Source organism: Thermodesulfovibrionia bacterium (genome assembly GCA_030646035.1).
In the GTDB taxonomy this organism is placed as follows: Bacteria; Nitrospirota; Thermodesulfovibrionia; order UBA6902; family UBA6902; genus JACQZG01.
In genome coordinates this window covers 148,526-175,267 of record JAUSMY010000056.1, presented here as the reverse complement: position 1 = coordinate 175,267, position 26,742 = coordinate 148,526, and the positions used below count along the sequence as shown (strand labels likewise).

The 26,742-nt window shown below is 42.6% G+C and carries 18 protein-coding genes; 1 reads left to right on the top strand and 17 read right to left on the bottom strand.

Going from position 1 to position 26,742, the window contains the following annotated elements:
• Window positions 1-4: 4 nt before the first annotated feature.
• The 16 genes from Q7U10_09505 to Q7U10_09430 all read right to left on the bottom strand — a co-directional run bounded on the left by Q7U10_09505 (window position 5) and on the right by Q7U10_09430 (window position 23,195).
• Window positions 5-5,764: a toxin TcdB middle/N-terminal domain-containing protein gene (locus Q7U10_09505; GenBank protein MDO8282837.1), complete on the bottom strand. Its 5,760-nt coding sequence runs from the start codon at window positions 5,762-5,764 to the stop codon at window positions 5-7.
• 139 nt (window positions 5,765-5,903) lie between these two features.
• Window positions 5,904-6,998, bottom strand: a complete 1,095-nt coding sequence (locus Q7U10_09500) for a hypothetical protein (GenBank protein MDO8282836.1) — start codon at window positions 6,996-6,998, stop codon at window positions 5,904-5,906.
• Between the two features lie 25 nt (window positions 6,999-7,023).
• Entirely contained in the window at window positions 7,024-7,743 is a 720-nt protein-coding gene (locus tag Q7U10_09495) for a hypothetical protein (protein ID MDO8282835.1), read from the bottom strand.
• Between the two features lie 264 nt (window positions 7,744-8,007).
• Window positions 8,008-9,366, bottom strand: a complete 1,359-nt coding sequence (locus Q7U10_09490) for an FAD-linked oxidase C-terminal domain-containing protein (GenBank protein ID MDO8282834.1) — start codon at window positions 9,364-9,366, stop codon at window positions 8,008-8,010.
• A gap of 49 nt (window positions 9,367-9,415) precedes the next feature.
• Entirely contained in the window at window positions 9,416-9,904 is a 489-nt protein-coding gene (locus tag Q7U10_09485; protein MDO8282833.1) for a hypothetical protein, read from the bottom strand.
• A gap of 94 nt (window positions 9,905-9,998) precedes the next feature.
• Complete coding sequence (gene smc / locus Q7U10_09480; protein ID MDO8282832.1) at window positions 9,999-13,514, bottom strand: chromosome segregation protein SMC; 3,516 nt, start codon at window positions 13,512-13,514, stop codon at window positions 9,999-10,001.
• A 299-nt stretch (window positions 13,515-13,813) separates the two neighbouring features.
• Window positions 13,814-13,909: an aurora kinase A-interacting protein gene (locus Q7U10_09475; GenBank protein ID MDO8282831.1), complete on the bottom strand. Its 96-nt coding sequence runs from the start codon at window positions 13,907-13,909 to the stop codon at window positions 13,814-13,816.
• Window positions 13,910-14,040: 131 nt separating this feature from the next.
• Window positions 14,041-16,116, bottom strand: a complete 2,076-nt coding sequence (fusA, locus tag Q7U10_09470) for an elongation factor G (GenBank protein MDO8282830.1) — start codon at window positions 16,114-16,116, stop codon at window positions 14,041-14,043.
• Window positions 16,117-16,168: 52 nt separating this feature from the next.
• Window positions 16,169-16,600: a SoxR reducing system RseC family protein gene (locus tag Q7U10_09465; protein MDO8282829.1), complete on the bottom strand. Its 432-nt coding sequence runs from the start codon at window positions 16,598-16,600 to the stop codon at window positions 16,169-16,171.
• A 4-nt stretch (window positions 16,601-16,604) separates the two neighbouring features.
• Window positions 16,605-18,164 carry a citramalate synthase gene (gene cimA / locus Q7U10_09460; protein MDO8282828.1) on the bottom strand — a complete coding sequence of 520 codons (1,560 nt, stop codon included), beginning with the start codon at window positions 18,162-18,164 and terminating at the stop codon, window positions 16,605-16,607.
• Window positions 18,165-18,206: 42 nt separating this feature from the next.
• Entirely contained in the window at window positions 18,207-19,424 is a 1,218-nt protein-coding gene (locus Q7U10_09455) for an aspartate kinase (GenBank protein MDO8282827.1), read from the bottom strand.
• Window positions 19,415-20,641, bottom strand: a complete 1,227-nt coding sequence (locus tag Q7U10_09450; protein ID MDO8282826.1) for a cofactor-independent phosphoglycerate mutase — start codon at window positions 20,639-20,641, stop codon at window positions 19,415-19,417. The genes Q7U10_09455 and Q7U10_09450 overlap by 10 nt, the downstream gene beginning before the upstream one ends.
• A 108-nt stretch (window positions 20,642-20,749) precedes the next feature.
• Window positions 20,750-21,100: a hypothetical protein gene (locus tag Q7U10_09445; protein MDO8282825.1), complete on the bottom strand. Its 351-nt coding sequence runs from the start codon at window positions 21,098-21,100 to the stop codon at window positions 20,750-20,752.
• Between the two features lie 122 nt (window positions 21,101-21,222).
• A complete protein-coding gene (locus tag Q7U10_09440) occupies window positions 21,223-22,113 on the bottom strand; it encodes a hypothetical protein (protein MDO8282824.1) in 891 nt (296 codons plus the stop codon).
• Window positions 22,114-22,403: 290 nt separating this feature from the next.
• Window positions 22,404-22,760 (bottom strand): endonuclease domain-containing protein, encoded by a 357-nt coding sequence (locus Q7U10_09435; protein MDO8282823.1) that lies wholly within the window; start codon window positions 22,758-22,760, stop codon window positions 22,404-22,406.
• A 45-nt stretch (window positions 22,761-22,805) separates the two neighbouring features.
• Window positions 22,806-23,195 (bottom strand): hypothetical protein, encoded by a 390-nt coding sequence (locus Q7U10_09430; protein ID MDO8282822.1) that lies wholly within the window; start codon window positions 23,193-23,195, stop codon window positions 22,806-22,808.
• Window positions 23,196-23,476: 281 nt separating this feature from the next.
• Here Q7U10_09430 and Q7U10_09425 point away from each other — a divergent pair, with 281 nt between their 5' ends.
• A complete protein-coding gene (locus Q7U10_09425) occupies window positions 23,477-23,683 on the top strand; it encodes a hypothetical protein (GenBank protein MDO8282821.1) in 207 nt (68 codons plus the stop codon).
• A gap of 18 nt (window positions 23,684-23,701) precedes the next feature.
• On the opposite strand, the gene Q7U10_09420 is transcribed toward Q7U10_09425, so the two are convergent.
• Window positions 23,702-26,653, bottom strand: coding sequence for a DUF748 domain-containing protein (locus Q7U10_09420; GenBank protein ID MDO8282820.1), 2,952 nt, complete (start codon window positions 26,651-26,653; stop codon window positions 23,702-23,704).
• Window positions 26,654-26,742: the final 89 nt, after the last annotated feature.

The window sequence follows — 26,742 nt, the reverse complement described above, 5'->3', positions numbered from 1 at the left end:
TTTATCAATTTACACCTAATAATTTTTTGAGATGGTATCCTCCCAAATCAACGATTCCGTGTAGCACCGGATTAATCGTAATATTAAAATGATCATAATGAAACATTGTTGTTTCACCATATACTCTAATATGTAATGTCCCCCATCTATATGTGAGATTTGCTGTTTTATCTGAATCCCAAGACTGCCTAAGTCCTTCAAATTGATTATTACTTTTACAGAGATTATTTATTCTTTCTAATGTTTGAGGATCAATCTTATTATCTGTTGGATAATCTTTTTGTTTAGGGCCATCTTTTTGCCATTGTTCAATCCCTAATTCTTTCTCAGTATACAATTCTCGATATGTATCACAATCTTTACCAGTCAATTGTGATGCATCATTTTTTGAAATAGACGATAAATCTTTATTTGAACCACCGCCACCAAAAGCACTTGCTATCGCTCCACCTACTACGGTTGCTACTTTAGCTGCACCACTGGCTAATGCTCTTGCTCCTGCTGCCAGCGCTCTGCCTGTAGCGCCTACTGCTGCACGAGTTCCACTTGCAATTGCTCCTACTACCGCCCTTGCGACACTTACCACAGCCCTTGCCACACCTGAGAAGAAACTTCGGACTGCTGAACCTACAGAAGACCAGAAACAATGCCCATCCAAATCCCTTAACACAATTGGATTGTTAATGGCATAAGAATATCTGTTCAGACTCTGCGGATTATACGGTTCCGGCACTATCGTATCCGCTGAAATAAACCTTGCCAGTTTCGGATCATAATACCTTGCCCCGTAGTAATATAACCCTGTCTCTGCGTCATACTCCTTGCCGGTGTATTTGTGCTTCAGATTTACTGAACCTGTCTGTGACTGTATCTCTCCATATGGATAATAGAAGACTTCTTCGACATTAGCTCCTGAAGCATCTGTGATGATGTTGCTGCTTTGCAGATGGTCTGTATGGTAGTAGTTGGTCTCTGTCCCTTTGATATTCACCATCCTCTGTGTGCCGGAGAAGAGGTATTTATTGCAGGTGTCGCCATCCTTGCAGTCATATATCTCGCCTATGTAACGAGTGATATTTTGATATTCTGATGGTATCATCTTTAACACCCTGTTGCCGAAGGCATCGTATTTGGAGACTGTGGCTTTGTCATTGTTAACAATACTCACCGGCATGTTGTTGTAATCATATGTCAGTGTCCTTCCGCCGCCTTCTGTCATATTCCCGTTATCGTCATATACGTATATTTCAGCAGGCATACCGTTTTTTAATATGCTTGTGACAGCATGGACATGATCCGGGTCATCGTATTGATAGTAACCGTATTTGCAATTATACGTCATGTTTCCTATCTTGTCATACTGGTATAACAGTTTGCCTGAATATGAAGGGCTGTCCGCCTCTATCAGCCTGTCAAGGTCATCGTATTTGTAAGTTCTTGTTTTCTGAGGATTCAAGATGTCTGTTATGCTTGTTATATTCCCCACGCTGTCATAATAATACGCAAGATTCATCAGTCCTGTAGAGCCGCTGTTTGTGGTGATGGAGAATAAACGGTTGTTCTGTGGATAATATTGATATACCGTGCTTACTCCATTGCCAAAGGTTATTGAGAGCGGATTACCGATGGCGTTGTAGCTGTCGTAGGTAACATAAGCTTGCATCCCTGATATGATCTCATGGATGTTTCCGTTGCCGTTATAGGTATAATCAACCTCTGTTGTATCAGGATAGATAATCTTCGCAAGCCTTCCCAAAGCATCATATTGCGTCTCTGTAATATATGGCGTTGAGTTATTGATGACCTTTTCGGTTCTGCTTATCTGCCCTGCGACATCGTAGTAAAACTTTGTGCTGTCAATACCGTCTGCCTCTGTTACTGTTGTAAGCCTGCCGATGGGGTTTGTAGAGAACGGTTCATCATATGTATATTCGATAAATGTATAGTCAGGATAAATCTTCCTTGAAAGCCTGTTAATTTCATCATACTCAAAGATTATCTCCTGAAGCTTTGCGTCTTTCTGATATACAAGATTGCCGTTTTTGTCATAGTTGTAATACCAATGCCCCATGTCAGGATCAATCATCTCCCTCTTTCTTGAGAGAGAGTCATATACCATTGTTGTCATGTTATTGTGGGCGTCAATAACCTTTGTTAGATTATTCAGCACGTCATATTCATAACGAGTGGTAGCGTAAAGCGCATATGACGGATTAACACCGTAATATTCTTCTATCTTAACTATCCTGTCAAACACATCCTTTTCAGCAACCTTCTTGTGCCCGTTTGCATCGACATATGTGACCCTGCCTTTGTCATAGCTGATTGATGAGGATGTGCCGTCAGGGTTTAAGGTTTGTGTTAATCTGTCAACAGGATCGTAGTGGTAGGTGGTGTTGTAAACTGTGTCGCTTTGAAAATATGGATTTGACGTTGTAAATTCAAGTCCTTTGCTGTTATATGTTGTATCCACAACAATATTAACCGCTCCTGGGCCTCCGCTCTTTCCCTTGGTTGTTCTTCCAAGCCCGTCAAAATACCTCTCTTTCCATTGTATGAGCGCGCCCAGTTCATCCCGCGCCTCTTCTCTGACATTCTGGGTATATGGATCTCCGTAGTTTTGGTACAGATACTCAACTCTGCCATATGGAGAAGGTGAAGTGACTGTCTTTAATCTTCCGAACTCATCATAACCATAACTTGTTGTATTTCCATTTGGGTCTGTCACTGTAATAACTTTTCCGAACCTGTAATCATAGGTCTTATGGATAGTATGCCCCAGGGTGTTTTGAACTGTTACCGGATATGTGTGAGTCTCTGTATCATAAGTGATGAAAGTTGAAAAGCCTCTGGGATCTGTAATCTCTGTAACATTGCCGTAAGAATCGTATTGCGCATAAACTGTGACAGGATTATTTGTAGGATCTAAATTATTCCACTCTGTTTTTGTCCAAAGGTTTCCTGTCCCGTTTTGATAATATGTATACCATGTCTGGGCGGTGAGCGTTCCCTGATAGTTTTTTATGGAATTATGTTCAGAAAGTGAGACGATCCAGTTCGGGATATCATAATAGTAAGTTATGTTTTCATCCTTGTCATCTTCTGCTATTGTTACATCACCGTGAGAATATTTTCTTGTCATATTCCCATACTCGTCATATTCAAAACTGGTTTGAGAATGTCTTGCGTCAGGTGTGCCGTCATATTCATAGTTGTCTTCCTGTTGAAGATAAGGGAAATCAACTCCTGTATATGGGGATACTGAGTTATGTGTATTTATTACCTCTGAATACTTATTACCTGAAGAATCCTTGATAGTCTGCTTCTCCATAAGGCCTCTATAGATATCATCCTGTTTAAACCATGTCTCAGTGGTAGTGCCGATAGGGTCTGTTGATTTGACATATCCAAAGCCTCTGAACTCTTTATCTTCAGAATCATAGAGTCCGTTTGCATAATCAAATGTTGTGGTTGAAGAGTTCCCTTTTCCGTCACTTACGATAACTGTAGAGACCACCTGTTTTACAAATGGCAGGTATGTGTTGTCATACTGAGTGGACGGAGTATATTGAATTTCTGTAGTTCCACCGAGGCCGTTATTAATGGTTTTAAGAAGATCAGGAAAAGGCCCATCAGATGTATATACATTTAGATGATCCTCAGCCTCAGGAGCAACAATATTATTCACTCTGTCAGGCAGGCCGTCTCCATTCATGTCTCTAATATCCTGAGATATTATATTGTAAGTAGATTGTGTAGTCCGTATATTCATTTCTGGAGAAATATTGGGGGTATGCCACTGGATCGCATTATCACTGAAGCCGCTGCCGGTATTTAGAAATACCATAAGGTAATCACCATCTTTATTTGCATTAGTTGTTACCCTGTCAGGCAGGCCGTCTCCATTCATGTCAAGGATGTTTTGATAAGAGCCTCCTGCTCCTGAACGAACATCCTGGTTCCAGGTGGAATTAACAATAGGGGTGTGCCACTGGATCGCATTATAACTGAAACCGCTGCCGATATTTAGATATACCATTAAATAATCACCACTCATGGACGAATTGCTAGTCACTCTATCCGGCAGGCCGTCTCCATTCATATCGATGATAGTTCTTTTCATGTCATCATTGACAGGCTGGCCCCAGACAGGATTTGTAATAGGAGTGTGCCACTGGATCGCATTATCACTGAAGCCGCTGCTCGTATTCAAATAAACATTAAGATAATCTGCTCCACCGGTAGTAACCTTGTCAGGCAGGCCATCTCCATCCATATCAAAGAAATCAGTAATATCGCTGTTAGGAGCATTCCAATGTATTGAGGAAAGATAACCGTTGCCAGTCTTCATACTAACAGTCAGATAATTTGAAGATGGCGAAGGACTATAAATCATGTCAGGCATGCCATCTCCATTCATATCATATGAAATCTTATCAGTTGAAATTCTGTCCTCGCCATAAAACCCATTCGATATTCTCTCCGGTAAAGCGTCTCCATTTAGGTCGGCGATATTAGCAGGATTAAATATACTCCCCAGACGAGTACCAGAGAGATATGCTATCCCAAAATAATTATACCCGTTATTAAGTTCTGAGTCAGGCAAGTACCATTCAATTTCATTGTTAAAACCTGGAACCATTTCTGAATAAGTAAAGGAAACAGAAGGCAGTACGCCCCCCTGAGTTCCATATAAGGTTACAGAATCAAGCAGCGTACGATATGTGCTTGGGCTGTAGCTGTAATTGATCTCATATTTTCTGGCTAATTGGCCATTGCCATAGACTTCAATTGTTTTTAATCGTTTTGCGGTCTTAACAGAGAAATGAGTTGTGTAAACCTCATATGAATCTGTCCTGGATTCCGTATAAAATTTTACTGAATTGGAAGGGAGCAATCCGGCATTGCCTGTATATTTAATCTCATCAAGATATATCTCCCCTTGATTCTTTGCATAGTGAAATTCCATGTAATTTCCATTTGCATCTACTACCTTGTCAAGACACCACTTAAAGATACGCTGTGAGTTATTAGGGTCATTTTGTCTGGAAGCCAATGATGTACCAAAATAATATTTAGTACCGTCTTTTGCTGTTACAACCCATGAATTAGTTTGAAGGCTATAATAATACCTCAAGAAATCACCTTCAGTCTCTGCTTCGTAGTCATAACTGCCGCCTCCATGATACAAGTCATCCCTGCGCACAAGTTTTGTTGAAGAACCATTAACAGTAAACACAAAATCATTAGTTGTATAATCCAACCCCCATTTGGTCTCTCTCTGAATCGCGCCTACATCAAGCATCCAGCCGACACCCAGCCAGCCGTTTGACTTATCAGAGTTATAATTAAGGGCAAGCTTCGGGGCAATATCATTTCTCCCGGGAGGGACTTCAATGGGGATGCTTGTTGTTGCAGTTCCTGAATTCACCTGAGGAATCATTTTTACCGATGAAAAAGACCCTCCGGTTGATGACGTGAGCATATTTGACGATTCACTTGAGACAGAAGATGCCATGGATGAGGAAGAGAAATCCTGAATTAAAGATCCGTCAACTGTTGATTGTTCATCTGTAGACGTGGTTGTTTGAGCCAGCTTTGTATCTGGAGTTTTTTCAGTCATATTGTCCTGACTTGATACGTCTTTTGTTGGATCAGGCATTTCGTTCAACAGTGCTGCATCATCGGGTAGAGGGATATTAGTGAAGTCCTGCTCTGTCGTTATAGAGTTAGCCGGGGCAGTCACTTCGCTACTGCTATTCATAACAGGTTGAGATGTTGTATCTGTTAATGAGGCGAAAGATATTGCATACATAGAAAATGATATTAATAAAAAACCAATAACAGTAAGATTGATATTCGTAATGTTTTTCATTAATATGCTGTTAGCAATAATCTTATTTTTAAACATGGGTATCTCCTTCCCTATCGCCAACGGAATATGTAAAATTCAATTCCTGATTATCCAGACATACACACTCGCTTCCTCCGAAACCTATTCCTGAGTTATTGCCTAAATTCTGAGAATGAATAGCCACAATATCAACAAAGTTCACATTATTAAGATCTTGTATGCTTACATATGAGATGTTTCTGGCGCCGCGTGGGTCAAGAGACCAGTAACTTCCCGGAGATGTGCTCAGCAGGGTAAGCATTGCTCCTTCAACACCATGTAAGGTAAGACTGTTGAGGATTGTTATGGTTTTCCCAGCTTCAAAATATAAAGTATCGGCAGACAACACCGTCTTGGACAGGTTGTAAAAAACGGTGTTGCCGAGAATATATTGATCCGTTCCCGCAAGAATTACTGTCGAAGTCCCGGCATTAAAAGTGCCTGCATTTACCCAATGGCCTTTGACAGTGATCGTAGATGAAGTTGCCAGAATGGTTCCATCAGTATTGAGCATCAGATAACCATCAACATTAAGTCCATAATTATTAAGATTAAGGGTTCCTCCGGCAACATATATATTGCCTGTAACAGTAAATGCTGTATTAAGCGTAACTGTTCCTGAATATGCCGAACTGATACTGAACAGGGCAATCTCAACACCTGCCAGATCCCATGTCATATCGTCTGAAGATGCATCATTTAAGATTACTTTGTCTCCGTTCTTAGGGATGACGCCTCCTGACCAATTGGAAGGGTTTGATGCTAAATTATCACTGCCTCCTCCTGACCACCTGATTACTTTTGCAATTGCAAGTGATGCCCCTGATATTTTCGTAATGCTTCCTGTGTAACCGGAATATTTTGTAATAGATGCGGTTGTTACATTAAGATCCCAGGTGCAATCTTTTAGAGATGTGTTGTCAAAAACGACGTTGTCTCCATGCTGTGGCGCAACTGCGCCGGACCAGTTAGCAGAATTTGAGGAAAGGTTATCACCGCCTTCCCCGTTCCAGGTAAGAGTGGCTGCGTAAGCGGTTATATGAAATGTAGTAAGAAATATTAGATAAACAAATAGAATGACTATCCATTTTGTTTTATATAGCATCGTAACTCCTTTAAAATGCATAGTCCTATTTATAAACCCAACCACTACTGACGCAAATGTATAATCTACCGTCAGCGCTGTCAACCTTCATACGTCCATACTCTGCCGTCTCATCACAATCACCGGATGGCGGTGTACCGGATGTCAATGCAAGCTGTATATATCCATTGACCTGTAACGCACTTTTAGGATCTGTTTTGCCGATGCCGATATTGCCATTATGGCTGATTGTCAATTTCTCTGTTGGGTCTTCAACCCCATTCGTTGTAGTAAAAACACCTATTCTTGTTCCATGTCCTGGTCCTGTTTGCCAGTCCTCATTTGCAATGAAGTTAATATATGTTTTAGGCATTGTCTCACCATTAATATCATATCCGCCTGCACCGACTCGAAATAAAACGTCACCGTTCATAACAGGTGTATGAGCCCCTTTGCTTCCCCGTGACTTCTTTCCCACAAATGAGGGATACATCCATGTTAGATCACCATATGATTCCATCAGGATTTGGCTGATCCCATTTGCGCTCATCATGGTTCTCATCATAGTAGTGTTTAGGTCTTCAATATGGAAATAAGATGCAGGTGTTAATGTACCCATTCCTATCCTGTTTGTGGTTGAGTTGTAAAAAAACTTACCGTTATCAACATTAAAACTCCCTTCTACTGTAAAGTCCCCATCAGCTGCAAAGGCATTAAAGTTTATTAGTAACATCCCAATCATTAATAAAAATACTTTTCTCTTCATCTGAACCTCCCGAATGTTTATTATTATCAGTTAACTTATAAAACAAAAAAAGCCCCGCATTCACAATGCGGAGCTATCTCTTTAAATAAATAAACCTTCTGCTAAAACCGCTGTTGTAAAACAGTAGTATTGCATTTCGATTATTAATGCGACTCATACTGCCGTTAAAGTTTATAAAATAATACTGATATAAAGCTTCGGCTATAATGTCATGAAAGAAAAACTTTTTCAAGAAACAAAATTGTTGGGAAAAGCGATCCGGAATCAGGCAGACGGGAAGATCTTTCCCGGATTCATAATGCCCCTCGGGTCAAAAACATCCTTAATTGACCTCATTAAACCGATACTTGCGTCAGAAAGCTCCATACGGAGATATTTTGACTTTGTAATGCCTACCCCGTGTTCGCCGGATATTGTGCCGCCCAGTTTCAGTGTCTCCTCAAATATATCTTTAACGGCACGCTGCGCCATCTGATACTCTTCTTTGTTATCTCGGTCGGTCATTATATTCACATGAATGTTACCGTCACCGGCATGGCCGAAGTTCACGATCATTAAGTTATACTTTTCCTCGATCAATTTAATTGACCGGATTATTTGCGGTATTTTAGTTCTCGGCACAACAATGTCTTCATTTATCTTGTCGGGTTTCAGATGATAAAGTGCAGGCGAAAGCGCTTTTCTTGATTCCCAAAGCCGCTCTCTTGCATATGCGCCATCTGCAATACTTACATCTGCTCCCATATTAGCGCATATTGATGCGATCTTGTCAGCATCTTTTCTGACGAGGTCTGAAGATCCGTCCACCTCTATCAGCAGAAGCGCCTCAGAATTCCCGGGCAACCCGACAGGCCTGTAGCTTTCCACAGCCTGTATGGCTCCTGAATCCATAAACTCAAGCGTCCTTGGTATAGTTCCTGATGAGACTATCATTGGAACAGCTTCTGATGCCTTCTCAAGACTGCTGAATGAGCACAGCATAGTAATTACCTCTTCAGGCAGAGGAAGCACCTTTAAAAATATCTTCGTAACCGTGCAAAGCGTTCCCTCAGACCCGACAATAAGCCATGACAGGTCATATCCTACAACGCCTTTGTGGGTCTTCACTCCTGTTGTAATGACCTTACCGTCAGAAAGAACCACTTCAAGCCCAAGCACATAATCCCTTGTCACTCCGTATTTTACCGCCCTCGGCCCGCCTGCATTTTCAGCAACATTCCCTCCTATTGTGCAGAAGTTCATGCTTGTAGGGTCAGGCGGATAAAAAAGCCCTAAAGGCTCAAGCTTGTCCTGAAGGTGCTTATTAATAACCCCGGGCTCAAGAGTTACTACCATATTCCGCTCGTCAATATCGATTATCCTATTCATCCCCTCAAGTGAAATGACCATTGAATCATTCAGAGGTACAGAGCCGCCTGTCATACCTGACCCTGCTCCTCTGGGCACAATGGAAATATTGTTCTCAAAAGCGTAGCGTGCAGCCTTTGAAACCTCTTCAGTATTTAAAGGCCTGACAACCGCGGATGGAAGCCCTTCTTCTTTTGATGCGTCAAAACCGTAACAGAAGAGTTCCTCTGCCTCAGTGCTGACCCTGCCGGGAAGTATGTCTTTAAGGTCTTTCATGGTTTTATCTCAGAAACGAATACAACAGGGGGGTACAAAATTAAATGTATCAGATAACCTCTAAGTCCTGAATCAGCTTCAATAGGTACTTCCTCTCACTCCTGTCGCCCTGAAATGAAATATAGGCTTTTTCAGTTGTCAGGTACAATTCCTCTATATATCCGTCATTATAATCCCTGTTGAATCTGAGCCTTATACATTCCTTGCCTGAGATCTTACACGGACTCTTTTCTACCGTGCCGAGACTCATGTCACAGATGCTACTTGCAGGTTCATAATCCATCTGCCTCAAATAGATAGTAGCCTTAAGTGGATCTTTTAAATATGTAACCTCAACTACATTATTATCGGCCATCCTACCGACAAGGCCCTCGGGTATGGTAACTCTCAAATTATTTAAAACTATGGGCCGGGGATTAGTTATATGCCAGGAATAAGTATATATCTCAAACCCGAAATTATAAAACGTAAAGACTATGAAGAAAACAATCAGCAGCCCTAAAAAAACATACTCGGTCTTTCTGTATACTTTTCGCATTATTACTGAAACCTTTTAATAAAATAGATATAGAAGAATTGATTTATTATAAGTTAAAACTACCTATAAATCGAGAGGTCAATAAAAAGGCGGGTTAAACTATATCAGCCATATGCATAGAAACCACCTTGGAAGAACCTGGCTCCTCCATCGTGACCCCGTAGATATAATCAGCCGCCTCCATTGTGATCCTGTTATGCGTAATGGCTATGAACTGAATATTTTTTGACATCTCGGTCAGCAGTTCGATAAACCTGCCTGTATTTGACTCATCAAGCGGGGCATCGACCTCATCCAGAATACAGACTGGGGTGGGCTTTACCAGAAAGCCTGCAAAAAGCAGTGAAAGCGTTGTCAATGCCTGCTCACCGCCTGAAAGCGCCATGAGGTTCTTGAGTTTCTTGCCCGGGGGCTGCGCCACTATCTCGATACCGGCCTCAAGTATATCATCTTCAGTAAGTATGAGCTCAGCTTTGCCATTGCCGAAGAGGGTTGTAAATACCTCCTTGAACTTCTCATTTAAAGCATCGAATGCATCCCTCAGCCGTTGCTTTGTGCTTTGATTGATCTTTGATATGGTTTCCTCAAGCGCGGTAATTGAGCTCACAACATCATCCTGCTGCTTTGCCATGAACTCATATCTGGTCTTAAGCTCTTCATATTCATCAAGCGTGCCGAGGTTTACCTGTCCTATCTCCTCTATCTTCGCTTTGAGCTGCGGAAGCCTCTCCTCTTCTTCAGGCGTGACCTCACTATCTATCAAAGCATTTTCGATATCGATAGAATACGACTTTCTGATATCCTCTCTGCGATAGTCATATCTCATTGAGGATTCCATCTTCTTCACCTCAACATGGCTGAGCTCCTTTCTTATCACATCAAGCTCGGAAGTATAGGTCTTCTGCTGCCTTTCAAGAAGTTCAACCTCAGCAGTCTTTGCTCCAAGTATCTCCTCGATATTTGAAACCTCGCCCCTGGTCTCTTCTATCTTTATCACCTTTGACATGAGCGCCTCATTGCCCCTGGATATCTCTGCCTCTTTGCGGACTATAGACTCTTCCATGGAATTCCGCTCATTGAGCATTTCAGACTTCTTCTTTTCAATATCCGTTATGGACCTCTCCAGCCTGTCCCGCTCTCTTGTGAAAGAGAGCATCTTTTCATTTATGGATGTCTGATCAAGCTTTACCTGCGTCAGTTCTGAGCGGAGAGCCTCAAGCCTTGTCCTATTTTCGGTGATCGAACCCTGTGCAGACGATATCTTTTCCTCGATAGCATTTTTATCATTTATAAGAAGCTCACAGAAATGATTCTTCTCGGCAAGTGTTTTTTTAAGCGTCTCCTGCTCGCTCCTGCCTTCGTCTGTTTCAATAGAGAGAAACTCAAGCTTTCTCTGGTGCCTTGTGTTTTCTTCATCCATGCCGCTCAGCTTTACCTTCAATTCGTGGCAGTACTTCTCTTTATCGGATATCTCACCGCCGAGCACGATGATATTGTTTTCAATCCGGATGATCTCATCTCTTAATCTTTTAACAAGCCCCTCAGAATCTGCAATTCGTGTTTTTTTATCGGATATATCTTTCTCAAGCTCTTTTATCTGACGCTTTATCTTGAGAACCCCTTTTTCTGTGCCGGCAAATACAATGCCCGAAGGTTCAAGCACCTCACCGTCAAGCGTCACATAATAGGCAGGCGAAGTTCCGGTTCTCCAGCAGGAGAAAGCAGTATCTATATTATCTACGAAGAGAACATCGCTCAAAAGAGCAGACGCGACATTATTGAATTCCTGTTTCACATTAATAAAATCAACAGCCCTTCCGATCACACCTGCGGCTGCGTTAGCATTTGTAGTATCGGCATAAGAAGCCTTCGCCTGGCTGACAGAAATAAAACCGCTTCTCTTGCTCTTCTGTTCTTTAATGTGATTTAAAGCCCTGGCGAGTTCACTATGATCCTGAACTACTGAGGCATTAAGCTTCTCACCGAGGATAGCTTCCAGCGCAATCTCATATTCAGGTGAAGTCTCGAATATGTCAGAGACATGCGAAAGCACTTTAACAATCTCGTCTATCTTGCTCTTCCTTGAATCATATACCTCAGTTAAAGACTCAAGTTTTGAGGCAAGTGCGGCAAAATCCTCTCTGTCTTTGTAGAGTAGGGCCTCACTTGATGAAAGCTCCTCTTTTTTAATGCTCAAGTCATTTATCAGTTTTTGCTTATCTTCTGTCATGACCTTGAGCAGTTCACCTGCTTCATTAAATTTATTCCTTGTATCGTTTATAACATCTTCAAGTGAGACGAGATTATCCTTGACAGAACTGATATCCTCGGAATTCTTCTCAGTCTTCAGGTTAAGGTTTTCAATAGTAACTAAGATACGGCTTATCTCGTTTCTTATGGCGCTTATCTCTTCTGCCTTGGAAAAAAGCCCTCTCCTTTCTGATTCAAGAGACCTCTCTGATTCAGTGATATCACGCTGCACCAATTGGAAGATATTATTTTTTTCTTCCAAGACTGTATTCAGTCTTAAAAGGCTCTCACTTATTGCTGCGCTCTCCTTCTCAATGTTTTCAAGGTTCGCAAGAGCCTCTTCTTTTATAGACAGGGATTCTTTATCCCTGACAGCCAGATGCCCTATCCTGTCCTTGAGATTTTCGCAGTCCCTTTTGAGCAGTGCTATCTCGCCTTCGCTCTCTGTGACTTCCTTTTCCAGCAGATAAAATCTCGACCTTGCCTCACCAAGCATCTTTTCAGTGTCAGTACATGAACGTTTCTTCTCTTCTATAAGAGCTTCGGAAGAATGAAGCCTTGCGGCAACCTCTGCGTCTTTTGCATTAAGATCATTCTCGGATGAGGCAAGCGCGGTAAGTTCTGTTCTGAGAGAATCCATGTCCCTTTTGCCTATCTTAAGATCTATCTGCTTCATCTCTTCAAATAGTTTTTTATATCTCTCAGCCTTTTTTGCGTGCCTGTCTATAGAGCCTATCTGCCTCTTAATCTCGCTTATGATATCTGAGAGCCTCTGGAGGTTGGATTTGGATGAGTCCAGCTTTCTTATAGCCTCGGCCTTTCTCGCCTTATACTTCATGACCCCGGCAACTTCCTCAATAAGAAACCTGCGGTCCTGAGGCTTGGAATTGAGGATGTGATTTATCCTGCCCTGCTCCAATATGGAATATGCCTTGAGTTCAAGCCCTGTATCAAGAAGTATGTCCTTGATATCCTTAAGCCTGCATGGGACTTTATTGAGGAGGTAATCGCTCTCGCCTGACCTGTAGAGCCTGCGGGAGACGCTTATCTCACGGGAACCTGAACCGTTATTGCCATCAGCATCAGAAGGCTGCTCGTCAATGCCTGAGAGAACAAGTGTGACCTCTGCCATACCCTTGCTCTTTTTATTGGCTGAACCAAAGAAGATGACATCTTCCATGGTGCCGCCCCTGAGGCTCTTTGCGCTCTGCTCACCAAGAACCCATTTGAAAGCATCCACCACATTGCTCTTGCCGCATCCATTGGGCCCTACGATAGAGGTAATGCCGGGATGCAGATCTATCACGGTCTTGTCGCAGAAAGATTTAAATCCTATTATTTCAATTCGTTCGACGTGCATTTTATAAAAGATACAAAGCAGCTGCCTGACTATGGTTCAAACAGGGATTCAATATCACTATATAATGAGGTGATAAATTAAGTAATACTATATATTAAACAGCTCCATACTATCAAGCAATTTCTGAAGCATACTGAACATACAGAAAATGCAAAAAAAGGGGACAGTAAACTGTCCCCTTTTAGAACAAACGCATATCAATCAATTTAATATAATTTTATATATTAAAAAATTTATACAATATGTAAGGAAAAGCTGATTATAAATCAAGCTCAAATACAAGCCGTATATCGCGATTATTATTTGTTTCTTCTCTGGTGCTTGGTTCTCTTGAGCAGCTTTCTGTGTTTATGCTTGCTCATCTTCTTTTTGCGCCATTTCATTACGTTTCCCAATATCTACCTCCTTTTAAAATATAGAAAAATATGCTTTATATTACATACGGATAAACTTAGTTAATTCTAAAACGACTTATATTTTGCAGATTTATATAAATAATATCAACTACCTGATAAAAAAAATGACTTTACTGCCCTTCTTTCTTCTCCTCAATTATCTTTTTTGCTATATGCTCAGGGACTTCATCATAATGAGACGGGGACATCGTATATACGCCGCGGCCGCTTGTTATTGCGTTAAGCTGGTTCGCATATGTAAGCATCTCAGACACAGGCACAAGCGCCACAACCTTCTGGTTATCGCCTGACTGCTCAACTCCCTGCACCTTGCCGCGCTTGGTATTGAGGTCGCCCATTATGCTCCCGAGATATTCATCAGGCACAGTGATCTCAACCTTTACTATAGGCTCAAGCAGGACAGGCCTTGCATCCTGAACAGCTTTTTTTATGGCAAAAGAGCCTGCAATTTTAAATGCCATCTCTGACGAGTCAACTGAATGATAAGACCCGTCATATACAGAGGCGCTCAGGTCGACCATTGGATAACCCGCATATAAGCCTTGAGCCATCGCCTCAATTATCCCCTTCTCTACAGCCGGGATGTACGACCTTGGAATAGACCCGCCTACGACATTATTGATAAACTCAAAACCTGCCCCTCTCGGCAACGGCTCTATCCTGACCCAGCAGTCTCCGAACTGTCCCTTGCCGCCTGACTGTTTCTTGTATTTGCCCTGCGCATCCGCAGATGTTCTTATCGTCTCGCGGTAAGCTATCTTCGGAGCTTTCATAATAACTTCTGTGCCGAACTTTCTTTTTAGTTTTTCAAGTATGACCTCAAGGTGAACCTGCCCCATGCCGGAAAGGATCATATCCTTTGTCTCTGCATCTCTCGTGAATTTAAGCGTGGGGTCTTCCTCAAGCAGCCTGTGAATACCAGTGCTCACTTTATCCTCATCCCCTCTGCTCTTGGGTTCGATCGCATAAGAGATCATCGGTTCCGTAAATTTTATCGGATCAAAAATAACAGGCTTGGACACATCGCAAAGAGTATCTCCTGTCAATGTGCTTTTAAGCTTGGCAACCGCAGCAATGCCGCCGGGACCTACGTCCTGAGCAGGTATATGATTCTTGCCCTGAAGATAAAATACGCTTCCTAACTTTTCTTTAACATCATGCGTTGAATTATAGACAGTTGTATCAGCCTTGAGTGAACCGGAATAAACCCTGAAGAGCGTCAGCTTGCCTGCGAACGGGTCTGCAATAGTCTTGAAGACTCGGACTGCCAGCGGCCCGCCTTCATTGATCTTTATGATAACTTCCTCTCCGGTCTTTTGATCCTTAGCCTTCACAGGGCCAAGCGCAGCTTTTTCAGCAGGTGAAGGGAGGGTCTTTACTGCGGCATCAAGAAGCTGAGACATGCCGATATTCAATGTTGAAGACCCGCAGAAAACAGGAACTAATTTACCGGTCAATACACCATTCTTTAAACCCTTATTGATCTCATCTGATGAGAGTTCTTCACCTTCCAGATACTTTTCAAGCAGAGAGTCATCCGACTCTGCGACACGCTCAATAAGCCTTGTCCTGAATTCCTCTGACTGAGACTTTAATTCTTCAGGTATCTCTTCCTCAAATATAGAACCGCCCTTGAATTTTAAGGCTTTCATATTTACGACATCAATGATTCCTTCAAAACCAGGGCCGGCACCGATAGGAATGTTCAGAGGAACAACTGAGACGTCGTATGCTTTTTCAACACTGCTGACCGCGCTTGCGAAATCAGCATTATCCCTGTCCATCTTGCTTATGAATACCAGGCGCGGCAATTTATAACTGTCAGCGCATTTCCAGACCTGCTCATTCTCTGCCTTGACTCCTGTCAAAGCGCTGACAACCGCAATCACTCCGTCAGCAACGCTCAGGCACGCCTTGGAGTCTTCGATAAAATTTATATACCCCGGTGTATCTATGATATTTAACCTGCAGCCCTGCCAGTCGCAGAATGCCAAAGCTGATGATATAGAGATGGTCCGGCTGATCTCCTCAGGTTCGTAATCTGTTGTAGTGGTGCCGTCCTCGATCCTGCCTATCCTGGGGATTGCCTTTGCGGTAAAAAGGAGTGCATCGGTCATGGTGGTCTTTCCAGCCCTGCCGCCGCCGATTACAGCGATATTTCTGATCTTGTCAGTATCAAAGCTCATATATTACCTCCTAATGAATTAAGAATAAATATTATAAGTTGATGACAATAAGTTAAGAGACGATCTCACTAATGACAGGTTTATATTCAGTCTTTGTCTCTGCTTTCCTGCTGTATACTTTGGCAAATAAAAATGCGAGCAAAAATGCGCTGAAACCAAATATGGCTGCACACAGGTCTGAATCAAAAGATGAAAAGAATTTTTCACCGATGTTCTTGCCGATAACAGCCCCTGCTATAAGCGCTATCATGGGAAAACCGTAAACAAGCATGGTGCCTTTCAGATAGGTCATGGACTGTATCGAAACTTTTACGGTTTGGCCGGCCTCGGCCTGAACAGGGTTTAACGCTTCTATCTCCATGCCTTCCTGAGTTGTAGCGCATGTTCCTGTCGCGGTACAGCCTTCACAGGAGCCCCTCTTCTGAACAAGAACTGTTGCCGTTATCCCTTCAGTCCTGATCACTACGCCGGTCTCTTCGATCATAAGATTATCCCTTCAAAAGTTTATACTCAATACTGTCTGCAAGCGCCTGCCATGAAGCCTCGATAATATTCTCAGACACTCCGACAGTCCCCCACTTATGGTCTTTATCGCATGACTCGATAAGTACCCTTACCTTGGCAGAAGTTCCAACTCCCGCAGCCAAGACCCTTACTTTGTAATCTATAAGTTTAACTTCATTAAGCGCAGGATATTTATTTTTAAGCGCCTTTCTTAATGCGTTATCCAATGCATTGACCGGGCCGTTGCCGTTTGCTGCAGTATATATCTCCTCGCCCTTCACAGACAGATGAACAGTGGCCTCGCTGAATGCATCATCAGATACTTTAAATTCATCTATAACACGAATAGCGATAAGGTCAAAGAATTTTCTGTGTAGGCTGAGCTTCTTCTTCATCAAAAGCTCAAGCGAAGCCTCAGCACCCTCGAATTGAAAACCCTGGTTCTCCAGGTCTTTCACTTCCTTAACTATCTCAGCTACCAAAGGCGAATCAGGGTCGAGCCTGAGATTGAACTCCTTTGCCTTTCTTAAGACATTGCTCTTCCCGCCAAGGTCAGAGACAAGGATACGCTGATAATTGCCTACAAGTTCAGGCTTGATATGCTCATAAGTGTCAGAATGTCTTTGGATCGCGCTGACATGAATACCGCCTTTATGAGCAAAAGCGCTGTCTCCAACATAGGGCTGTCTCTTGAAATGTCTAAGGTTAGATATCTCTGAGACGTACCTTGAGACTACCTTTAATTTCTTTAAATTAGAGGCAGTTATACAGGAATAGTTAAGCTTTAACCTTATGTTTGGAATAATGGAGACAAGGTTGGCATTTCCGCATCTTTCACCAAGGCCGTTCATCGTGCCCTGCACTTGAGATGCGCCAAGCTGTAATGCGATGATGGAATTCGCCACAGCACATTCCGAATCATTATGAGCGTGAATGCCTACAGGCACCTTAAAGTTCTTGAGCACAACCTTTACGATCTCACCGAGATCATGCGGCAGCATTCCGCCGTTCGTATCGCAAAGCACAAGACAATCTGCGCCGCCTTCTACAGCAGCCTTAAGCGACAGCAATGCATACTCAGGGTTTGCCTTGTAGCCGTCAAAGAAGTGCTCTGCGTCAAAAAAGACCTTTGAAACTCTCTTCTTCAGATAAGAGACCGAATTGCTGATAAGGTCGAGATTTGCCTGCTTGGATATCTTTAAAGCATGCGACACATGAAAGTCCCACGACTTTCCGAAGATCGTGATGACAGGGGTGCCTGATTTTAAAAGGGCAATGATATTAGGATCGTTCGATGCTTTTTTTAACGCGTGATGTGTGGAGCCGAAAGCAGTAAGCTCGGAGTTCTTAAGTTTAAGCTTCTTTGCCTTCTGAAAAAATTCAGCGTCTCTCGGGCTTGAGCCGGGCCAACCGCCTTCGATAAAATGAAGGCCGAGGTCATCAAGCTTCTCTGTTATGCGCAGTTTGTCTTCAACTGAAAAAGAGATATCCTCAGACTGTGCGCCGTCCCTCAGGGTTGTATCATACAGTTCGATCTTACGCATAAGTTATTTTAATCCAATCAATCAGAAAATTGAAGATAATTATTATCCGGCAAGTTCAAAAGCATCATGAAGGGTCTGGACCGCTGTGCCTATCTTATCGATATCAATGATACAGGATATCTTTATCTCGGATGTGCTGATCATCATTATGTTAATACCCTGCTTTGACAGTACATCGAACATCTTTGCAGCCACGCCGATATGCGACTGCATGCCGACTCCCACAATAGAGACCTTTGCTACATCGGCATTCATGGTCACGCCTTTGGCTCCAAGCGCTTCAGAGACCTTTGCTGTCACATCAGACGCCTTTTTGCTGTCTGCCTTTGATACTGTAAAAGATATGTCAGTCGCATGCGTCTCTGTGCTGACGTTCTGAACGATCATATCAATAACAATATTTGCGTCTGCAAGGGCTTTAAATACCTTTGCCGCTATACCGGGCTTATCCGGCACGCCGAATATAGTCACTCGTGTCTGATTCTTGTCAGCTGTAACTCCTGATATTACTGTCTTCTCCATATCTTTATCCTCCATTGTAACAAGGGTTCCCGGAATATTATTAAAGCTTGAGCGAACAACAAGCGGCACATTGAACTTCTTTGCAAACTCTACTGAGCGGTTATGAAGAACCTTTGCGCCGAGGCTTGCCATCTCAAGCATCTCATCATAAGATATCTTTTCCAGCTTTCTTGCGTCTTTGACCAATCTCGGGTCTGTAGTATAGACACCGTCAACATCCGTGTATATCTCACACAGGTCAGCCTTGAGCGCGGCGGCTATCGCAACGGCAGTTGTATCAGAACCGCCCCTGCCGAGTGTGGTGACGTCAGATAATTCATTTATACCCTGAAATCCTGCAACCACAGGTATAACACCTTCACTAATGGCAGCCTCAAGCCTTCCAGCGTCAATGCTCTCTATCATCGCCTTTGTGTGGGAGCTGTCTGTCAGAATGCCGACCTGCCTGCCTGTAAAGCTCATCGAGGTGAATCCCAGTTCCTGTATCGCCATAGCTGTTAGCGCGCTTGTTATCCTCTCACCGGATGAGAGGAGCAGGTCCATCTCTCTCTCAACAGGATAATCAGAAATCTCATGGGCGAATCTCTCAAGCTTGTCTGTCTCTCCTGCCATAGCAGATACAACCACAACAACCTGGTTGCCTTCCTTTGCAGTTGCAACAACTCTCTCTGCAACAGCCTTTATCCTCTCTGTGTTCGCAACTGATGTGCCTCCGTATTTCTGAACTATTAATGCCAATCCCCACCTCCAATAAAATAATCCATCAGCGTGTATCCCTTATCAATATTTATAATATTTTTCAATCCGCAGATCTTTTCTGAGAAGGCTTTTACCTTCGCGCCAGAAGAGATTTCTTTATCACTTCTGTATATTACAAACGGCACAGGCTCATCAGAATGTGTTCTTATGCTGATAGGCGTCGGGTGGTCAGGCAGCAGAAGTATGCTGAAGTCTTTAAACCTCTTCATGCCTTTAATAATATTCCCGACAACCTTAAGATCAAAGTCCTCTATAGCATGTATCTTTGCATTCATATCTCCGTTATGTCCTGCCTCATCAGGCGCCTCAACATGCAGGTAGACAAAGTCAACGCTCTTTAAAGCCTTCAACGCAGCCCTCGCTTTGCCCTCGTAATTCGTATCAAGATAACCTGTCGCGCCCCTGACATTCAGAATATCAAAGCCCGCAAGCTTGCCTAAACCCTTTGTAAGATCCACCGCTGATATCATTGCGCCCTTCAGCCCGTACTTGGATTTGAATGTTGGAATCGGTATCTTCCTGCCCTGCCCCCAGAACCAGATGCTGCTTGCAGGTGATAGCCCCTTCTTCACCCTGGCAAGGTTGACAGGATGCGACATAAGGATATCTGTTGAAGCTCCAATGAGTTCTTTAATAATTTTGCTGCCATCACCTTTCGGAAGATATCCTGAGACATTCTTCCCTGTAATATCATGAGGCGGCGTGCACTTTATCTTATCCTTGCCGTTCCTCCATATCATGAGATGCCTGTAGCTCATGCCGGGATAAAATTTGATGTCTTTACTGCCGAGCCTCTTGTTTATCTCCTGTATAAGAAGCGTTGCCTCTTTTGTTGAGATATGGCCTGCGCTGTAATCCTTCATCACTGACGATGAACTGTTAATTGAATCAGACAACGTGACAAGGTTGCACCTGAATGCCACATCCTTAGGCCCGAGCTTTATCCCTCTGTAAGCAGCCTCAACAGGCGCCCTGCCGCTGTAATATTTCTTCGGGTCATATCCGAGTATGGATAAGTTAGCAACATCAGAGCCCGGCTCAAAACCTTTTGGAACGGTCCTGACCTTACCGACAAGGCCTTCAGAGGCGAGCTTGTCCATATTCGGAGTGCGCGCATATTGAAGGCAGGTCTTATTGCCAAGCTTCTTCAAAGGCCTTCCAGCCATGCCATCGCCTAATAGAATTATATATTTCATATTCATAACCTTAAGTTTGAGTTTATATAATAATATATATACAGGAAATAATAAATGGATGCCGGGAGTCTTTAATTAGAGATTAAAACAGAAAGAAGAATCTTTTTGTTAGCCGCGCCGGTAAGCCTTTTCTGCCTCTTTCAGGACACTGACCGCTTCATATGATGAACTGCATGGGGTCAGTTTTATTATGATGGCATCAAGGGGATGGTCTACTTTAGATTGCTTCTTATCCATGAACATTGAGATCATCTTTGCATATGGGTCTTTGCCATCTGTTTTGCCAGCGTTAAATTCCCATATCGTCTTGTAAGGGATGATGCCTGCCAGCAGTTTTATTATCTTAATACTTGGCTCCGGCACATTAGCTATGGATATGAGAATGCGTTCTCTGCTCTTGAACTTTATCTGGCAGAAACATACCTTGTCGGTGTTCTTGTACGCGATGACTTTTGTCATGCGTTATTTTAACAAAGGTGGGGAGGTTTTTTGAATGGGAGAAGTGGGAGATAGCAGATAGTTAATTTTGTGGAAGTTGTGAGCAAGGTTGAGGTTCAAATATCAATAGTCAACCTACCGACTTATCCAATTAGTTTCTTTAATTTGTCCTTGGTCAAAAACATATTTTGAAGTTGCAGTTTGCCGTCCTCCAATTGACTAATTCTAATTCCGGAGATATTTATTTGTTTACTGCCATCAGGTCGGATTGATAATGGAGTCTCAAAGATAAAACTGAGCAATCGATTACGAGAAGGATGAAGATCTCCTAGTTGGTACATATTTGTAGATGTCGGAAGTGGGCTCGGCTGATAACCGAGATAATCTGCTATCGATTCAATCAATTTGTGCACCTCATCAAATCCAACACGTAAAACACTTATCCCACATATCTCCTTATCAAACGTAAAACTCTTTTTCGATTTTTCCTTGGGATTATCCGGAAATAATAGCAATACTTTCTTTGCCGGTTGTAATTGCAAGAAGACACGATCAGAAATGCCGGTAAAATGCTGATCGAGTATTCTATAATCTCGAATTGAAGCACCACCTGAATTCCAATAATCACATAATAAATTCTTTACTTCATTAGGAAGACCGTATTTTTCTATTTTCTTAATTGTATCGTTGATACTAGAAGGTAAGCTTATTTTAAGACTTTTGCTTATAAGACTGACAGTAACATCTTGCATTATCCTTAAAGTTGAGAGTAATGGTGAGATTTCGTTCTGTAGTTCAACTAAACTTTGCGAGTTGAAGACAATTCTGTCTTCCATACAATTTAATTGATTTTCGAATAATTCGAATTCTCGTACACAATTGAGTTGAGTTTGTTCAATTTTTAAAATACTTATAACTGCAGAAGTCCCTCGGCTAAGTAGTAGAGAAACATCATCTGCAAATTCTGTAGAACTCTTCCAAGATGATGTTCTCTGAAATAAACCTCTTGAATTAAGAAGATCTGCTAAGTACATAAGAGCTGTTAGGATTAGACCTAACTATTGATATTCGAAACATTTATCAGCATAAACTGAAAAAAACAATTAGTTTCTTTGAGAATTAATTAACATACTATAGCTACCCACAATTATTGTGTCAACAGGATTTTCATTCCTTTATCATCTCTTCCTAAAACCAACCGCAGCGATGATCAATCCCATCCATTCATCCCCCCTCTTAGGCTAAGAGGGGGACAGGGGGAGTTACTTAAATCAATAACCCCTCCTAACCTCCCCTTAAACTAAGAGGAGGAACTGAAAAGGAGTTATGATATCATCTCCGCCATCTTCCTCAAAACACTCTGCATATCAAGCAACACCTCATGATTCCAAAAACGCATTACTTTAATTCCGTGAGCTTTAAGATATTCAGTCCGAGCTGCATCATATTCTTTGTTATCAATTTGATTATGCTGACCACCGTCCAGTTCTACAGCTACCTTTACGGATGGAGAGTAGAAATCTAAGATGTAAGGCCCGATGCTGTATTGCCTTACAAATCTTAATCCTGAAAATCGCTTGTTCCGCACCTGCTCCCAGAATGCCTTCTCAGCGTCGGTTTGGTCACGCCTCAAATCTCTTCGCCTCTGCTTCAGTATCGGGTCATTCCGTAGAAAACTCATAACGCCCCCTCACCCCCTCTTACTCTTAAGAGGGGGAATAAATCATCACTTCCTAAACCCTAATCCGGCAATAACCAAACCTATCAACGGAGTCAGTGAAACAACCCCAAGAAGTATACGCCAAAGAATATCGGAAGTGTTAAATGCAAAAAAGGCGGTTCCTGCGCTCAGCCCTAAGGCGAAGACAATCCAGAGGAATATCTTTATCAGGCAAAACGATCTCCATCCCCACCCTTCCGCATAACTGATCTCATCCACTGCAATGAGCATTCCCGTGAGGACACCGAGTGCGCCGAGTGATGTACCGATGAGCAGTCCGACATGCGGGCCGTCAGTCACCGGCACATGTTTGATAAAGGTTGGAAAGAATTCAGGGATGACTATGGCTGTGGAGATTCCGGCACAGAATATGGAAACCTGTCGCTCGATCAGCATGATGAACTATCATAAACACGCACTGTTTCTTTTTCAAGAACTTTTTGCTTTATCTTTATCTCAGAGAAGTTTATAATTCCTTAAGTGATTCCAATTTCTTAAAAAGGAGGTGGAGAAGAGATGGGAGACAAAGGTGGAAAGAAGGATAAGGATAAAGCAGCAAAACAAACTAAAAACAAAAAAGAAGTAAAGAAGAAAAAATAACCGATTAAAATTGCCGCAAAGAATATCTCAACTTATTTCTTTTGCGGCAATTTTATTTCCTTGAAGCAAAGGAGTTCATGGGAAGCACAGCATATATAATCTGGATGATATTCTTCAGCTCGGTCGGTATGAGCTACATGGTATACGGGAGAAGACAGAAGCTGGAGATAGCTTTCATATCCGGCCTTATCCTATGTATCTTTCCATATTTTGTCACTAATATCTTTCTTATGATACTCATCGGAGCGGCCTGTATGGCACTTCCATTTTTCATAAAGTTTTGACCTACGGTCAACAAGAGATCATTTCAAACGAAAATCAACGCGGCTGTTCTTTACATTTTCTTTCTTCTCAGGCAGAAGCTCCTTTGGCTCAATAAGAAATATCCTCTCGCCCTCGACCTTCTCTGACTTAAGCAGATGATCTTTTATCGCAAGCGCGCGCTGGCCTGCTAACAACCGCAGGTCGCTCTCCTTCACCTCGATATGCGTAAGCATGAGCTTCTCCATCTCAGGGACAGGGAGGTCCTTTGCCATGCCTATGACATTCCTTGGTTTGGGAAACTTTTCATCTTTATATGCCTTCCTGAGGTACTTCTCATATTCATCCGGCAGGATTGTCACATCATCAACCTGCACGGCCGTTTCACCCTTTTTGATCATATCCTTCAGCTTCTGGCTCTTGAGCTTCTTGTTAAAGATATACTGTCTCAGCCCTTCCATATCATTCTCAGTATCCACATGGCCTTCTATCTCCATCCTGATCGACGGGCGTTCGTATAAAGCCTTTATGACTGTATCGATCTTTTTAAGGGCATCCTCACTTAACGCATGGCTGCCGTACTCGAATTCGACATAACTCAGCTCATCACCTCCGCCGAAGATAGCGCCGAGCAAAGCAAAAGGCGAAGTAGCAGCCTTAACAATGAGGTTAAGGAGTATTTTAATAACGATCCTGAAGACACTGAACTCAGGATCATCAATTGAGCCTGTGACCGGCACATCAAGCTTTATCGCTCCGCTCCGGTCCTTTAGAAGCGCGATAGCAAGGCTGACCGGCAGCTTTACAGCATCCGGGCTTTCGACGCTCTCGCCAAGTGTCAGCTGGTCTATAAAGACATTGTTCTGTGAGTCGAGCTGCTTCTTCACGATCAGATACCTCAGGTCCAAAGTGAGTTTCCCCTTCTGGATCGCATATCCGAGATACTTGCCTGAGTAAGGAGTGACAGGGCTGAGGTCCATATCCCTGAACGAGACCGTCAGGTCAAGAAAGAGGTCATCCCTGAGAGGATTTATCTTGCCTTTGATCTCAAGAGGCGAATAATTTTCAAACTTGCCTTTGAGGTCGACTTCGCCTGCGGAATCTTCCTTTGAAGAAAAGCCGGATATGCGGCCTCCCATCTCTGAAAGGTTCGCCGTATAGTTGGGCTTTATAAAGCGGTCTGAAAAATTAATAGCGCCGCCCTGAAGCGTGATCTTGCCGACCTTTATCGGGATCTTATTTGCCGCAGGAGCAGTATCTGTCTTCTGTAACTTCTCATCTTTTGGAACTTCGGATTTAGCAGCCACATCAGAAGGAGCCTGCACGACTATCTTCTGAAGATTAAGAGTGCCGTCTTCATTAACTATAATTTTCGAATAGAAATCCGTTAGGGATATCTCATTTACGCTTAGCGCAAGCGGCTCAAGCTTTACATCTATACCGCCAAAATAGAGCGACTTCCATTTCAGAAGATCCTCTGTATTTATTGAATCTACTGAAGCGAAATCAGTGACCATGGCCTTACCTTTATAAGATGCTGAAAGCCCTTTTTCAGGTGAATACTCTAACAGCGCCGTGCCTGAGACTGAAAGATTGCCGCTCGTGAGAAGTATAGCTATCCTGTCAGCATAATAAGGATGAAGTGAAGGGATATCAGCATCCTTAAGTTCAAATTTAACATCAGCCTCCATCGGTGCTGTCGAAAAAATACCTGATGTATTCAAACTCCCTTTCTTAGCGAGATTGAGTGAGAGGGAATCGATTGATGTCTTATTGCCGGGTTCAGTGCTGAATCCGCTCACTTTCAGGTCTATCTTTTTGATATCAGTTTTAAATGAAGGATTTGGCACAAGGTCTGTAAATGATACTGATCCGTTGCTGAGCATGACCTCGTCAGTACTTAATACAAACGAAGTGCCGGGAGATGAATCTTCTTTCTTGCTTTTATCTTCCGGTATCAGGCTGAGGATGTTGATCTTATTGTCACTGCTGCGTATCAATGTCAATGAAGGAGAATCTACAGTTATCCCTGCAATATGGATTTTGCGCGAGAAAATATCAGACCTGGCTATCTGTATATCAGCTCGCGGCATGCTGAAGATATGGTTTCCAGTAAGGTCATTCACCTGAATATCCTTGAACGAGACCGTTCCTTCAACATTGAGTGAGGGCTCACTTTTTGAATACTGAATGTAAGACAAACTGCTTATTGCGTCCATTGATCCCGACTGAAGATTGAAGTTCATATCAAACGGGACATAGGCTAGATAGTAGGGGATATTCAGATCCTTTACATTTATATCAAAAACAGTTTCAAGCGAATCCTTGTATGGTTTTGTTTTGCCGTTAAATACAAAAGGAGTTCCGTTTAAGGTCCCTGTCAGGGACGGCTGGACATATGTGTCAACGTAATAAGGCAGGTTTGAAAAGAACGGTATCATCAGAGAAAGGTTCTTAATCGCGTGTTCTGTCTTTTTTGGACTGTCTATGAAATCTACCGCACCGCTCACGACCTGAATATTGTTGAGAGAAAAACGTAGAGGCTGCTTATCAGCTATTTTGTTATCCGCTTTAGGAGGAGTAAGGAGGTCAGAGAAGTTATAGACTGCCCCATCATTGTGAACGATATGCACATAAGGATTGGTAAGCCTGATCTCATCTACAATAAGCCCGCGTTTAACAACAGAAACGCCTTGGACATTAACAAAGAGATCATCAAAAGAGATAAAGGCAGCGGAACCATCCCTCTCCTTTATTCTAAATCCCTTGATCTCGGCAGTGAGCGCAAATGGATTGATCTTGATCTTTTCAATAGTAACTTCACGGTGAAGCTGTTCAGAGAGCTTTTTTACTGCGAACCATTTCAAGAGAGGCGGGGCGATGAAGAATCCGGCAACAGTGAATATTATCAGGGATAGGGCAATGCCGATTGCGATACGTTTTAATGTGAATGCCTTGAGGATATTCTTCTTTTGATTGATTTCAGTAGCCATTATTCAGTATCCGCTTTTTTAAAATTATATGCCATTAAAAGACAAAAGAATAGAGCAGTCATATGCCCTATTCTTTGAAATAATTATAT

Coding starts and splice junctions, on each gene's coding strand:
- Q7U10_09435 (MDO8282823.1), bottom strand. CDS start 22,760: ATGAGTTTTCTACGGAATGACCCGATACTGAAGCAGAGGCGAAGAGAT.
- Q7U10_09425 (MDO8282821.1), top strand. CDS start 23,477: ATGGGAAGCACAGCATATATAATCTGGATGATATTCTTCAGCTCGGTC.
- Q7U10_09465 (MDO8282829.1), bottom strand. CDS start 16,600: ATGATCGAAGAGACCGGCGTAGTGATCAGGACTGAAGGGATAACGGCA.
- Q7U10_09500 (MDO8282836.1), bottom strand. CDS start 6,998: ATGCTATATAAAACAAAATGGATAGTCATTCTATTTGTTTATCTAATA.
- Q7U10_09430 (MDO8282822.1), bottom strand. CDS start 23,195: ATGCTGATCGAGCGACAGGTTTCCATATTCTGTGCCGGAATCTCCACA.
- Q7U10_09485 (MDO8282833.1), bottom strand. CDS start 9,904: ATGCGAAAAGTATACAGAAAGACCGAGTATGTTTTTTTAGGGCTGCTG.
- Q7U10_09495 (MDO8282835.1), bottom strand. CDS start 7,743: ATGAAGAGAAAAGTATTTTTATTAATGATTGGGATGTTACTAATAAAC.
- Q7U10_09445 (MDO8282825.1), bottom strand. CDS start 21,100: ATGACAAAAGTCATCGCGTACAAGAACACCGACAAGGTATGTTTCTGC.
- Q7U10_09450 (MDO8282826.1), bottom strand. CDS start 20,641: ATGAAATATATAATTCTATTAGGCGATGGCATGGCTGGAAGGCCTTTG.
- cimA (MDO8282828.1), bottom strand. CDS start 18,164: ATGCGTAAGATCGAACTGTATGATACAACCCTGAGGGACGGCGCACAG.
- Q7U10_09490 (MDO8282834.1), bottom strand. CDS start 9,366: ATGAAAGACCTTAAAGACATACTTCCCGGCAGGGTCAGCACTGAGGCA.
- Q7U10_09420 (MDO8282820.1), bottom strand. CDS start 26,653: ATGGCTACTGAAATCAATCAAAAGAAGAATATCCTCAAGGCATTCACA.
- smc (MDO8282832.1), bottom strand. CDS start 13,514: ATGCACGTCGAACGAATTGAAATAATAGGATTTAAATCTTTCTGCGAC.
- fusA (MDO8282830.1), bottom strand. CDS start 16,116: ATGAGCTTTGATACTGACAAGATCAGAAATATCGCTGTAATCGGCGGC.
- Q7U10_09440 (MDO8282824.1), bottom strand. CDS start 22,113: ATGTACTTAGCAGATCTTCTTAATTCAAGAGGTTTATTTCAGAGAACA.
- Q7U10_09505 (MDO8282837.1), bottom strand. CDS start 5,764: ATGAATAGCAGTAGCGAAGTGACTGCCCCGGCTAACTCTATAACGACA.